The following is a 13,291-nucleotide window of genomic DNA, read 5'->3' as shown; positions in this document are numbered from 1 at the left end:
GTCCGTGAAACCCTGAGGAGGGCCCATGACCATCGACAAGACCGTGACCACCGCCGCCGAGGCCGTGGCCGACATCCCCGACGGCGCCTCGCTCGCCGTGGGAGGCTTCGGCCTCTCCGGCAATCCGATCCAGCTCATCGAGGCGCTGCTTGAGCAGGGCGCCTCCGGACTCTCCGTGGCGTCCAACAACTGCGGCGTGGACGGCTGGGGCCTGGGCGTGCTGCTGGCGGCACGCCGGATCGCGAAGATGACCTCGTCCTATGTCGGAGAGAACAAAGAGTTCGCCCGGCAGTACCTGGAGGGCGAGCTCGAGCTGGAGCTCGTCCCGCAGGGCACTCTGGCAGAGAAGATGCGTGCCGGCGGCGCCGGTATCCCGGCGTTCTACACCCGCTCCGGAGTGGGCACGCAGGTCGCCGAGGGCGGCATCCCGATGACCTACGACGGCTCCGGCGGCGTGGCGAAGCAGTCCGCGCCCAAGGAGGTCCGGCCCTTCACCGTCCATGACGGTCGAGCCCTCGAGTTCGTCCTGGAAGAGTCGATCGTCACCGACTACTCCCTCATCCACGCCCAGCGCGGTGACCGGCACGGCAACCTGGTGTTCAACAAGGCCGCCCGGCAGTTCAGCCCCGACGCCGCGATGGCGGGTCGGGTCTGCATCGCCCAGGTGGAGGAGCTCGTGGAGCCCGGCGAGATCGATCCCGACGCCGTGCACCTGCCCGGGGTCTTCGTGCACCGGATCGTGGAGGTCGGGCCTGAGATCGACAAGCCCATCGAGAAGCGCACCGTGCGCAGCGACGAGAAGGAGTGATCGCGTCATGACCACCGAGACCCACGCGGGCTGGACCCGCGAGCAGATGGCCGCCCGCGCCGCCGAGGAGCTCCCCGACGGCGCCTATGTGAACCTGGGCATCGGCATGCCCACCCTGATCCCGAACCACATCCCGGCCGAGCGCACCGTGGTGCTCCAGTCCGAGAACGGCATCCTCGGAGTGGGCCCCTACCCCACCGAAGACGCCGTGGACCCGGACCTGATCAACGCCGGCAAGGAGACCGTCACCCTGCTTCCCGGGGCGTCGTTCTTCGACTCCTCCACCAGCTTCGGGATGATCCGCGGCGGCAAGATCGACGTCGCCGTCCTGGGCGGCATGCAGGTCGCCGAGAACGGCGACCTCGCCAACTGGATGGTGCCCGGCAAGATGGTCAAGGGCATGGGCGGCGCCATGGACCTGGTCCACGGCGCGGAGCGGGTCATCTGCCTGATGGACCATGTGGCCAAGGACGGCTCGCCGAAGATCCTGCCGGCCTGCACCCTGCCGCTGACCGGGAAGTCCGTGGTGAACCGGATCATCACCGACCTGGCCGTCATCGACGTCGTGGGCACCGAGGCCGAACCGCGCATGCGGCTGGTGGAGACCGCACCGGGGGTGAGCGCGGAGCAGGTGCGCGAAGCCACCGGCGTCGAACTGCACTGAGGCACCGCACATCCACTGAGGCGCCGCACATGATATGTGTGGTCCAGAACACCCTTGACTCGTCTTGAACATGAAGGAGCACCTATGACACCCGGTTCCGTGATCCTCGGAGGCAGCCGCACCCCCATCGGCAAGCTGATGGGCGGGCTCTCCTCACTCACCGCAGCCCAGCTCGGCTCGGCCGCGATCAGCAGCGCGCTTGAAAAGACCGGGGTCCGCCCGGATCAGGTCGACTACGTGATCATGGGTCAGGTGATTCAGGCCGGAGCCGGACAGAACCCGGCCCGCACCGCCGCCTTGGGCGCCGAGATCCCGGGCCATGTGCCAGCGATCACCGTCAACAAGGTCTGCCTCTCCGGACTCAGCGCCATCGCCTATGCCGATCAGCTGATCCGCGCGGGCGAGTGTGAGCTGGTGGTGGCCGGCGGCATGGAATCGATGTCCAATGCGCCCCACCTGTTGCCGGGATCCCGTAAGGGCTTCAGCTTCGGGGATACCTCCCTGGTGGACTCGATGGCCTATGACGCGCTCTTCGACCAGGCCACCGCGCAGAACATGGGCGCCCTGACCGAGTCCTGCAACACCGCAGAGGTCGAGGTCTCCCGGCAGGAGCAGGATCAGCTTGCCGCGTTCTCCCATGAACGCGCCGCTCAGGCCTGGGAGAACGGAGTCTTCGACGACGAGGTCACCCCCGTTCAGGTGCCCCAGCGCAAGGGGGAGCCCACCACGGTCAGCCGCGACGAGGGCATCCGGGCCGGCACCACGGCCGAATCGCTGAGCACGCTGCGCCCCGCCTTCCACAAGCAGGGCACGATCACGGCTGCCTCAGCCTCGCAGATCTCAGATGGTGCCTGTGCGGTCATCGTGACCACCCCGGAGAAGGCCCGGGAACTCGGGCTCACTCCCCTGGCGGAGATCGGCGCCTACGGCATGGTGGCGGGCCCGGACTCCTCGCTGCAGCTGCAGCCGGCGAACGCCATCGCCGAGGCCTGCCGCAAGCAGGGCATCAGCCCGGAGTCGCTGGATCTGGTGGAGATCAATGAGGCCTTCGCGGCTGTGGGCGTCGCCTCGGCCAAACAGCTGGGCCTCGCCCAGGAGAAGCTCAACGTCAACGGCGGCGCCATCGCGCTGGGGCACCCGGTCGGGATGTCCGGGGCGCGCCTGGTGCTCCACCTCGCTCTGGAGCTGTCCCGCCGTGGCGGCGGCACCGGAGCCGCAGGCCTGTGTGGTGGCGGAGGCCAGGGCGACGCCCTGATCCTCACCGTGTGACCCACGCGTTTCCTCACCGTGTGACCCACGCGTTGAGGGGCTGATTCTCCGATCAGTTGGGGCCGAAAACAGCCTCAGATACTCGGAGAATCAGCCCCTCAACGGGAGGTGGGGAAGGGGTTACTTGAGGTAGGGCGGGGAGTCCGTCATCTGGTCGACCACGGTCTCGGCGACCTCGCGCATCGAGAGCCGACGGTCCATCGAGGTCTTCTGGATCCAGCGGAAGGCCTCCGGCTCGGTGAGTCCCATCTTGGTGGTGAGCAGGGACTTGGCCCGCTCCACCAGCTTGCGCGTCTCGAACTTGTCCGCCAGCGAGGTGACCTCGTCCTCCAGAGCGCGGATCTCGTCGAAGCGCGCCATGGCGACCTCGATCGCCGGGATCAGATCATTCTCGGTGAAGGGCTTGACCACATAGGCCATGGCCCCGGCCTCGCGGGCCGATTCGACCAGGTCGCGCTGGGAGAAGGCGGTCAGCATGACCACCGGGGCGATCCGCTCCTCCGCGATGAGCTGCGCCGCGGTGATCCCGTCCATGATGGGCATCTTCACGTCCATCACCACCAGGTCAGGCTCGGTCTCACGGGCCAGCTCCACGGCGCGTTCGCCGTTGTCGGCCTCGCCGACGACGTCGTAGCCGGCGCCGGTGAGGATCTCGACGATGTCGAGCCGGATGAGCGTCTCGTCCTCGGCGACCAGCACCCGGCGCGGCGCGGCGCCGCGTTCCGCCTCGTGGGCCGCCGCCTCAGGGACGGCGCGGGATTCTGCTGCCGCGGATGCGCTCTCGCCGGCGCCCGGAGTCTGTTCGCTCACCGTTCTCCTTCTGGTCCCTGACCGCCGTGCCGGGAGTCTCTCCCGGAGGGGACGCTCCCCATGCTGGGCTGGTCATCGTCTAGGTGCCCGAAGTGGGACTCGAACCCACACACCAGTGGTACCGCATTTTGAGTGCGGCGCGTCTACCGATTCCGCCATTCGGGCTGAACCGAGGAGGTCAGGGCCTCCCCGGCGCTCATGCCGTCCTCGGCGAGGGGTCTTCTCAGACTCCATGACGAGGACGGCACCAGCTTACCCGGGCTTGGGCCCGAGCATTGAATCTCTGCCGTGCCGCGCTGACCGGACGCTCCGACTAGGACGCGCTGGAGGCGCTGGCCGCGGGCCAGGGGCCGACCGGCTCTTTGTTCGCCGGGGCGATGTCGCCGCGGCGCAGGGTCTCGATGTCGCTGGCGTCGTGCAGGTCACCGATCCGGTGGACCTTGACCATGTTGGTGGTCCCGGCCTGTCCTGGAGGAGACCCGGCGGCGATGACCACGAGCTGGCCGAGCTCCGCGGCGTCCTCCTCCAGCAGCAGCTTGTCCACCTGGGCGGTCATGGTGTCGGTGTGCGTGGCGAACTCCACCCAGCGCGGCTGCACGCCCCAGGACAGGGTCAGGATGTTGTGCGTGTGCTCGACGTGGGTGAACGCGAAGATGTTCTGCTTGGGCCGCAGCCGGGAGAGCCGGCGGGCGGAGTCTCCGGAACGGGTGAAGGTGGTCAGGTGCTCGATGTCGAGCTGATCCGCGATCTCCTTGGCCGCGCGGGTGATCGCGCCGCCTCGGGTCTTGGGCTTGGTGCCGAGCTCGGGGATCCGGCTCAGACCCTTGGTCTCGGTGGTCTCGATGATCCGGGACATGGTCTCCACGGTCTCCACCGGGAACTGGCCCACGGAAGTCTCACCGGAGAGCATGACCGCATCCGCGCCGTCGAGCACCGCATTGGCGCAGTCGGAGGCCTCCGCGCGAGTGGGCCGGGGGCTGTCGATCATGGATTCCAACACCTGGGTGGCGACGATGACCGGCTTGGCCCACCGGCGGGCGAGCTCCACGGCGCGCTTCTGCACCAGCGGGACCTCTTCCAGGGGCAGCTCCACACCGAGGTCGCCGCGGGCGACCATGACGGCGTCGAAGGCGTCGACGATGTCCTGCAGCGCCTCCACCGCCTGGGGCTTCTCGACCTTGGCGATGACCGGGACGCGGCGTCCCTCCTCATCCATGATCCGGTGCACGGCTTCGATGTCTGCGGCGTCGCGGACGAAGGAGAGCGCGACCATGTCGAAGCCGGTGCGCAGGGCCCAGCGCAGGTCCTCCTCGTCCTTCTCCGACATCGCCGGCACGGAGACGGCCACGCCGGGCAGGTTGATGCCCTTGTTGTTGGAGACCTTGCCGGGCACGGTGACCTCGGTGACCACGTCGGTGGCGGTGACCTCCACGGCGCGCAGCGCGATCTTGCCGTCATCGATCAGCAGCGTGTCCCCGACGTTGACGTCTCCGGGCAGGCCCTTGAACGTGGTGGAGCAGCGGTCCTTGGTGCCTTCGATGTCATCGATGGTGATGGTGAAGCGGTCCCCGACGGCGAGCGGGTGCTCCCCCTCGATGAAACGACCGAGCCGGATCTTGGGTCCCTGCAGGTCGGCGAAGATGCCCACGGCCTGGCGCAGGTCCTTGGAGACCTCGCGGACGGTGTTGTAGGTCTCTTCGTGGACGCTGTAGTCGCCGTGGCTCATGTTGACCCGGGCGACGTCGACGCCGGCCTCCACGAGCTTGCGGGTCATCTCATAGCCGGCGGTGGCGGGGCCGAATGTGGCAACGATCTTGGCGTGTCTCATGTCTCACCTTGTCCTATCTCTAGTGCCGTTAAGCGAGTTGATGGACTGGCACGACACTGGACCAGGATTGTTCGTATCGAGCCTATAACAGTCAGCCTGTGAGTGAAATCGCACGATCCGAGGGTTTGACCGGGGCCGGGAGCCTGGTCGCGCCTTCGAGATATTCGTCCACCTTCGCGGCCGCCGCGCGGCCCTCGGCGATGGCCCAGACCACCAGGGAGGCCCCGCGGCCGGCATCGCCGACGGCGAAGACGCCCTCCACCGAGGTCTGGTAGTCCTCGGCCCGGTTGATGTTTCCGCGCCGGTCGAAGTCCATCGAGAGCTGCTCGGTGAGCGTGTCGGACTCCGCCCCGGTGAAGCCCAGCGCCAGCAGCACCAGGTCCGCCGGGATCTCGCGCTCGGAGCCGGGCTTCGGGGAGCGGGACCCGTCGGGGTTGTACTGGGTCTCGGCGACCTTCAGGGCGCGCACCCGGCCGGCGTCGTCGCTGAGGAACTCCACGGTGGAGGCCAGGTAGCTGCGCTCCCCGCCCTCCTCGTCGGCGCTGGTCAGCTCGAAGACCCGCGGGTCCATCGGCCAGGGCTCGTGGTCGGAGCGCTCCGAGGGCAGCTCCTTGCCGATGGCCAGGGTGGTCACCGAGGCGGCGCCGTGGCGGTGGGCGGTGCCGATGCAGTCGGCACCGGTGTCCCCGCCGCCCAGGACGACGACGTGCTTGCCGTCCGCGCGGATCTGGCCCTCGACCTGATCCCCTGAGGTGGCCTTATTGGACTGCACCAGGTACTCCATGGCGAAGTGGACCCCGTCGAGCTCGCGCCCATTGATGCCCAGATCGCGCGGGACCATGGCGCCGGTGGCGAGGATGACCGCGTCGTAGCTGGCCTCCAGGGCGTCCCAGGTGATGTCGGCGCCGATCTCGGTGGAGGTGTAGAACCGGGTGCCCTCGGCGCGCATCTGATCGATGCGGAACTCCACGTGGTGCTTCTCCATCTTGAAGTCCGGGATGCCGTAGCGCAGCAGCCCGCCGAGCCGGTCGTCACGCTCGTAGACGGCCACGGTGTGCCCGGCGCGGGTGAGCTGCTGGGCGGCGGCCATGCCGGCCGGTCCGGAGCCCACCACGGCCACGGTCTTGCCGGTGAGCCGCTGGGGCAGCACCGGTTCCACGTAGCCGCGGGCGATGGCCTCATCGGCGATCGAGACCTCGGACTGCTTGATCGTGACCGCGGGCTGGTTGATGCCCAGCACGCAGGAGGTCTCGCAGGGGGCCGGGCAGATCCGCCCGGTGAACTCGGGGAAGTTGTTCGTCATGTGCAGCCGGGAGGAGGCCTCCTCCCACTGGTCGCGCCAGATCAGGTCGTTCCACTCCGGGATCAGGTTCCCCAGCGGGCAGCCGGTGTGGCAGAACGCGATCCCGCAGTCCATGCAGCGGCTGGCCTGGGTCGCCACGATGCCGCGCTCATTGCGCTCATAGACCTCGTTGAAGTCCATGATCCGGACCGGGATGGGGCGAGAGGGCCGGTCCTGGCGCTCTCGGTGCTTCATGAATCCACGCGGATCAGCCACGGGTCGCCTCCAGAATCTTCTGCCATGCTGCGTCGCCATCGGGATCCAGACCCTCGTCGAGGGCGCTGGAGCGGGCGCGGAGCACGGCGTCGTAGTTGCGCGGGAGCACCTTGGTGATGCGCGAATAGGTCGTCTCGAGATCTTCAAGCAGGGCTTCGGCCACTGCGCTGCCGGTCTCCTCGTGATGCCGGCGCAGCAGGTCCCCGATGATCGCGCGGTCCTCCTCGTCGGGTTCCAGCAGCAGCAGGTCACCGTTGAGCCGGGCCTGCGAGTTGATCTTCTCCTCGTCGAAGTCCACCAGGAACGCGGTGCCTCCGGACATGCCTGCCCCGAAGTTGCGCCCGGTGGGTCCCAGGATCAACGCCTGGCCTCCGGTCATGTACTCGCAGCCGTGGTCACCGATGCCTTCGACCACGGCGGTGGCCCCGGAGTTGCGCACCAGGAAGCGTTCTCCGACCTGGCCGCGCAGGAACATCTCTCCGGCGGTCGCGCCGTAGCCGATCACGTTGCCGGCGATGACGTTGCGCTCTGCGACCAGCGGCGCGGCAGGGTCCGGGTGGGCGATGATCCGCCCGCCGGAGAGTCCCTTGCCCACATAGTCGTTGGCGTCCCCGGAGAGGTGCAGCGTGATCCCGTGCGGCAGGAAGGCCCCGAGGGACTGCCCGGCCTCACCGGTGAGCTGCACCACGATGGTGTTGTTCTCCAGCATTTTCAGGCCTTGCGCCTTGGTCACCTCGTGGCCGAGCATGGTGCCCACCGAGCGGTCGGTGTTGATCACCTTCTTCTCGATCATCACCTTCTCGCCGTGGGCGATGGCCTGGCCGGCGAGCTCGATCAGGCCCATGTCGAAGTGCTTCTCCAGCTCGTGGTCCTGTCCGCGGGTGCGGCGCAGCATCGAGGCGGTGACCGGGTCGTTGGGGTCGTAGCTGTCCAGCACGGCGCCCAGATCCAGCCCGGTGGTCTTCCAGTGCCGCTTGGCGTCGTCCATGTCGATCGCGTCGACATGCCCGATCGCCTCGTCCAGGGTGCGGAAGCCCAGCTCGGCCAGGTATTCACGCACCTCCTGGGCGACGAACTCGAAGAAGTTGACCACGTGGTCGGCCTGGCCGGTGTAGCGCTCGCGCAGCACCGGGTTCTGGGTGGCGACGCCGACCGGGCAGGTGTCCAGGTGGCAGACCCGCATCATGATGCAGCCCGAGACCACCAGCGGGGCGGTGGCGAAGCCGTATTCCTCGGCGCCGAGCAGCGCGGCGATGATCACGTCGCGCCCGGTCTTGAGCTGCCCGTCGACCTGCACGGTGACGCGTTCGCGCAGCCCGTTGAGCATCAGCGTCTGCTGCGCCTCGGCCAGCCCGAGCTCCCAGGGGGTGCCCGCGTGCTTGAGCGAGTTCAGCGGCGAGGCGCCGGTGCCGCCGTCGTGTCCGGAGATCAGCACGACGTCGGCCTTGGCCTTGGTCACGCCGGCCGCCACGGTGCCGACCCCATGCAGCGAGACCAGCTTCACGTGGACCCGGGCGCCGGTGTTGGCGCGCTTGAGGTCGAAGATCAGCTGGGCCAGGTCCTCGATGGAGTAGATGTCGTGGTGCGGCGGCGGGGAGACCAGGGAGACTCCGGGGGTGGCGTGCCGGGTCTCGGCCACCCAGGGGTAGACCTTCTTGCCCATGAGCTGGCCGCCCTCGCCGGGCTTGGCGCCCTGGGCCATCTTGATCTGCAGGTCATCGGCGTGGGTCAGGTACTGGCTGGTCACCCCGAAGCGTCCGGAGGCGATCTGCTTGACCGCCGAGCGCCGCTCGGGGTCTTCGAGCCGGGCCGGGTGCTCCCCGCCCTCACCGGTGTTGGAGCGTCCGCCGAGCCGGTTCATCGCGATCGCGAGGGTCTCGTGGGCCTCCTGGGAGATCGAGCCGTAGCTCATCGCCCCGGTGTTGAACCGCTTGACGATCCCGGCGACGGATTCGACCTCCTCGATCGGCACCGCGGTCCGCTCGGAGCTGAGCTTGAAGAGCCCGCGCAGGGTCAGCAGCGCCTCGGACTGGTCATCGACCGCCTTGGAGTACTGCTTGAAGATGTCATACCGGCGGGTCTTGGTGGAGTGCTGGAGCTTGAAGACGGTCTGCGGGTTGAACAGGTGCGGCGGGCCTTCGCGGCGCCACTGGTATTCCCCGCCGATCTCGAGCTCGTTGCCGCGCCCGAGGTCGTTGCCGTCGGCCGGGTAGGCCCGGGAGTGGCGTTCCAGGGTCTCGGTGGAGAGCGCATCGAGCCCGACCCCGCCCATGGGCGAGTGGGTGCCGGAGAAGTACTGGTCCACCACGTTCTGGGCCAGGCCCACGGCCTCGAAGGTCTGCGCACCGCAGTAGGAGGCAACGGTGGAGATGCCCATCTTGGACATGATCTTCAGCACGCCCTTGCCCAGCGCGGTGAGCAGGTTGTGCACCGCCTGTTCCTCGTCGACAGCGGTCAGGTCGCCGCGGCGGACCATGTCCTCGGCGGTCTCCATGGCCAGGTAGGGGTTCACTGCGGCCGCGCCGTAGCCGATCAGGCAGGCCACATGGTGGACCTCGCGGACGTCTCCGGCTTCGACCACCAGGGAGACCTTGGTGCGGTTGGCGGACTTCAGCAGGTGGTGGTGGATCGCGGAGAGCACCAGCAGCGAGGGGATCGGCGCCCACTGGGCGTTGGAGTCACGGTCGGAGATCACGATGTAGCTGACCCCGCGGTTGACCGCGGCGGAGACCTTCTCGCAGATCTCGCGGATCCGCTGGCGCAGCTCTTCCTCCCGGGATCCGGCGCGGTAGAGCGCGCGGACCTTCAGGGTGATCTTCGCGCCGTCGTCGTTGCGGATGTTCGCGATCTTGGCGAGCTCGTCGTTGTTGATCACCGGGAAGTCCAGGGCGACCTGGCGGGAGCGGACCTGTTCGTTGCTGAGCAGGTTGCCGCTGGGGCCGATGTGCAGTCCCAGGGAGGTGACCAGCTCCTCGCGGATCGCGTCCAGCGGCGGGTTGGTCACCTGGGCGAAGGTCTGCACGAAGTAGTCGAAGAGCAGCCGGGGGCGGTCGGCGAGCACCGCGATCGGGGTGTCGGTGCCCATGGCGCCCAGCGGCTCGGCACCGGCGGTGGCCATCGGGCCGATCAGCACGCGCAGCTCTTCGTGGGTGTAGCCGAAGGTCTGCTGGCGCAGCCGCACCGACTCCGAGGGGTGGCGCACGTGGAGGCGCTCCGGGAGATCGGCGAGCTTGACCAGGTTCTCCCGGACCCAGTCGGCCCAGGGCGCCGAGGAGGCCAGATCGGCCTTGATCTCGGCGTCTTCGATGATTCGGCCCTCGACGGTGTCCAGCAGCAGCATCATGCCCGGGGCGACGCGGCCCTTGCGCACGATCGAGGAGGGCTCCAGGTCCAGGACGCCGACCTCGGAGGACATCACGACCAGGCCGTCGTCGGTGACCCAGTAGCGGGCCGGGCGCAGTCCGTTGCGGTCCAGCATCGCCCCGACCTGCTGGCCGTCGGTGAACGCGATCGCGGCGGGGCCGTCCCAGGCCTCCATGAGCTGGGCGTGGTACTGGTAGAACGCCCGCAGATCGGGGTCCATGGTCTCGTGGTTCTCCCAGGCCTCAGGGATCATCATGCGCATGGACTGGGCCAGCGGACGTCCGGAGAGCATCAGCAGCTCGGCGGCCTCGTCGAAGCTGGTGGAGTCCGAGGCGCCGGGGGTGCAGATCGGGAACAGCGACTCCGGGTCCTCGCCGAGCAGCTCCGAGGCCATGACCGACTGCCGGGCGCGCATCCAGTTGCGGTTGCCCTTGACCGTGTTGATCTCTCCGTTGTGCGCGATGTTGCGCAGCGGCTGGGCCAGCGGCCAGGAGGGGAAGGTGTTGGTGGAGAAGCGCGAGTGCACGATGCCCAGGGTGGTCTTGTACCGCTCGTCCGAGAGGTCCGGGAAGAACGGCTCGAGCTGCGCGGTGGTGAGCATCCCCTTATAGGTGATGGTCTTCGAGGACAGCGAGGGGAAGTAGACCCCGAGCCGGTTCTGTCCGCGCTTGCGCAGGCGCCATCCGCGCTGGTCCAGCGTGCCCGAGGCGGACTCCTGGTAGGCGATGGAGTCCTCGGCGGCGAAGCCGAGGAAGACCTGCCGGAAGTACGGCATGGACTCCTTGGCGAGGCTGCCGATCATCGAGGCGTCCACCGGGACATCGCGCCAGCCCAGCACGATCAGGCCCTGTTCCTCGGCGAGCTCGCCGAAGCTGGCGCACATCGACTCGCGCTCGGCCGGTGACTGCGGCAGGAACGCGGTGCCGGCGAGGTACTCCCCCATCGGCGGGAGCTCGAACTCGGTGACCGCGCGGAAGAACTCGTCCGGGATCTGGGTGAGCAGTCCGGCGCCGTCGCCGGTGCCCACGTCGCCGCCCACGGCGCCGCGGTGCTCGAGGTTGCGCAGCGCCACCAGGGCGTGGTCCACGATGTCGTGGCCCGGCTCTCCGCGCAGCGTGGCCACGGCGGCCATGCCGCAGTTCTCGTGCTCATTGGCGGGGTCGTAGAGTCCAGCCTTCTCAGGGAAAGCGGCAAAGCGCTGATAGGGACTCATGGCCTGGGGCGAGTCTGCCGTGGCAGCTGCGCCGGTTCCCGGTGATCCGAGAGTAGACATGAAGCTCTTCCTTCCTCCGCATGCGGACGTTTCATGGGGAGGGGACATCATCGGCCCCTTCTATGGTGCACGGATCCTTTATGCGCGGATCTCTGATGCATGGAGTCTGAGCTTATTCTCCCAGCTCTTCGAGACTGTGTGCGTCCCGGTCTGCGAGGAAGTCCTCAGATCCGTCGGTCTTCAGTCCTGCATGACGCTGCCACCGGTGCGCTCTGCGGGGGTGTGTCCCTGCGCTTGACTGCCACGGCGCGATTTGGTCGGCGCGCCGCCGTCGTGGTCCTGGCTGACGCCAGGGGATGAGATCAATCTTGCAACCCTGACCTGCCGGTGGCAAGTCTGATCTCAGGATTTGGGACTGTTCGTCTCGTCCGGACCGGCGGACTCCTCGCCCGATTCGATGTTCTGACCGGCGGATCCAGCGCTGCCGCCGGTCTCCGATGCTGCGCTGTCACCGGCGGTGCCGGGGGCATCTCCGGCGTGGTCTCCGGCCTCGTCTCCGGCGTGGTCTCCGGCGTGGTTTCCGGCGGTGGGCGAGGCCGGCTCACCGGTCTGCGCGACGCCCTGGGAGGGGGTCTGCTGCGCCCCGGCCGGGACCAGCGCGGTGTCTCCGGACTCGGACCGGGCCGCCATTGCGGCGTGGTCCTCGGATCCGCGCGGGCCCTGCCCGGGGCGGTAGATCTCCAGCTCCTCGGCCAGCGCCGCGTCGGTGCGCGGGCGTCGGGTCCAGAGCCAGATCAGCATGCCAAGCGCGAGGACGAACAGGAACACCGACATCCACATGTTCAGGCGCCATTCGAGGCCGAAGATATTGATCCACTGGGTGGACTTGTTGATCTCATCGATGCGCAGCGATTCGATCCAGAACCGGCCCAGCGAGTAGTACGCCACGTAGGTCCAGGCGATCAGGCCCTGCTTCACGGCGAAGCGGCGGTAGAGCGCGATCAGCAGGAAGAACCCGATGAGGTTCCAGATGCTCTCGTAGAGGAAGGTCGGGTGGTACAGCGTGGACTCGCTGGCACCCAGCGGCGGCGCCTGGTGGCGCTGGGTGGTGTCGATCGCCAGGCCCCAGGGAAGGTTGGTGGGAGCGCCGTAGAGCTCCTGGTTGAAGTAGTTGCCCCAGCGTCCGATGGCCTGGGCCAGGATCACGCCGGGCACGATCACGTCGGCGAAGGCGCCGAACTTCATGCCGTAGCGCCGGCAGGCGAACCAGACGCCGACGGCGCCCAGCGCGACGGCGCCGACGATGCCCAGGCCGCCCAGCCAGACCTGCGGGATCAGCGAGAGGTCGCCGTCCTCCCCGAAGTAGGCGTCCGGGGAGGTGATCACGTGATAGAGCCGACCGCCCACGATGCCGAGCAGCACGGCCCAGATCAGCGCGTCGAAGACGTTCTCGGGGCTGCCGCCGCGGGACTTCCAGAGCCGGCTGGAGACGAAGTACGCCACCAGGATGCCCAGACCGATCGCCAGACCGTAGAACCCGATCCGCAGCGGGCCGACGAGATCGATCCCGTCCGTGGGCGGAGAGGGGAAGGCTGCGCTGATCTGCGCCGTGGCCGAGGCGGTGGCCTCAGCGGCGGCCTGCAGGGCGCCGACCGGAGTTGAAGTGTTGAACACGGGGTCCTCTCGCGGTGTGAGTCACCCTCCCCTGCTGAGCTGGGGGCGGGCTGAATTCGGGATCCGGTGCAGTCTATGGCCTGAGCCTGCCTCCGTGCGACCAG

Annotated in this window: 8 protein-coding genes and 1 tRNA gene; 3 read left to right on the top strand and 6 right to left on the bottom strand. The window is 68.3% G+C overall.

Annotated elements, in window-relative coordinates; translation table 11 throughout:
- Nucleotides 1–25: 25 nt before the first annotated feature.
- The 3 genes from EV640_RS08030 to EV640_RS08020 all read left to right on the top strand — a co-directional run bounded on the left by EV640_RS08030 (nt 26) and on the right by EV640_RS08020 (nt 2,741).
- Complete coding sequence (locus EV640_RS08030; protein WP_036474892.1) at nt 26–808, top strand: CoA transferase subunit A; 783 nt, start codon at nt 26–28, stop codon at nt 806–808.
- A gap of 7 nt (nt 809–815) precedes the next feature.
- Nucleotides 816–1,472, top strand: a complete 657-nt coding sequence (locus tag EV640_RS08025) for a CoA transferase subunit B (RefSeq protein ID WP_036474894.1) — start codon at nt 816–818, stop codon at nt 1,470–1,472.
- An 84-nt stretch (nt 1,473–1,556) separates the two neighbouring features.
- Nucleotides 1,557–2,741 carry an acetyl-CoA C-acetyltransferase gene (locus EV640_RS08020; protein ID WP_133726219.1) on the top strand — a complete coding sequence of 395 codons (1,185 nt, stop codon included), beginning with the start codon at nt 1,557–1,559 and terminating at the stop codon, nt 2,739–2,741.
- Nucleotides 2,742–2,861: 120 nt separating this feature from the next.
- Here EV640_RS08020 and EV640_RS08015 read toward each other — a convergent pair whose 3' ends face one another.
- The 6 genes from EV640_RS08015 to lgt form a co-directional block, all read right to left on the bottom strand.
- Entirely contained in the window at nt 2,862–3,440 is a 579-nt protein-coding gene (locus EV640_RS08015; protein WP_051501100.1) for an ANTAR domain-containing response regulator, read from the bottom strand.
- A 195-nt stretch (nt 3,441–3,635) separates the two neighbouring features.
- Nucleotides 3,636–3,716: transfer RNA gene (locus EV640_RS08010), tRNA-Leu, on the bottom strand.
- Nucleotides 3,717–3,864: 148 nt separating this feature from the next.
- Nucleotides 3,865–5,379: a pyruvate kinase gene (gene pyk, locus EV640_RS08005; protein WP_036474898.1), complete on the bottom strand. Its 1,515-nt coding sequence runs from the start codon at nt 5,377–5,379 to the stop codon at nt 3,865–3,867.
- Between the two features lie 91 nt (nt 5,380–5,470).
- Nucleotides 5,471–6,937 carry a glutamate synthase subunit beta gene (locus EV640_RS08000; RefSeq protein WP_133726218.1) on the bottom strand — a complete coding sequence of 489 codons (1,467 nt, stop codon included), beginning with the start codon at nt 6,935–6,937 and terminating at the stop codon, nt 5,471–5,473.
- The gene (gltB, locus tag EV640_RS07995) at nt 6,930–11,573 is read right to left on the bottom strand and encodes a glutamate synthase large subunit (RefSeq protein WP_133726217.1); all 4,644 of its coding nucleotides are present in this window, start codon (nt 11,571–11,573) and stop codon (nt 6,930–6,932) included. The genes EV640_RS08000 and gltB overlap by 8 nt, the downstream gene beginning before the upstream one ends.
- A gap of 342 nt (nt 11,574–11,915) precedes the next feature.
- Complete coding sequence (lgt, locus tag EV640_RS07990) at nt 11,916–13,187, bottom strand: prolipoprotein diacylglyceryl transferase (protein ID WP_133726216.1); 1,272 nt, start codon at nt 13,185–13,187, stop codon at nt 11,916–11,918.
- Nucleotides 13,188–13,291: the final 104 nt, after the last annotated feature.

This window comes from Nesterenkonia aurantiaca, assembly GCF_004364585.1.
Classification (GTDB): domain Bacteria; phylum Actinomycetota; class Actinomycetes; order Actinomycetales; family Micrococcaceae; genus Nesterenkonia; species Nesterenkonia aurantiaca.
This window is presented reverse-complemented; position numbering and strand designations above follow the sequence as displayed.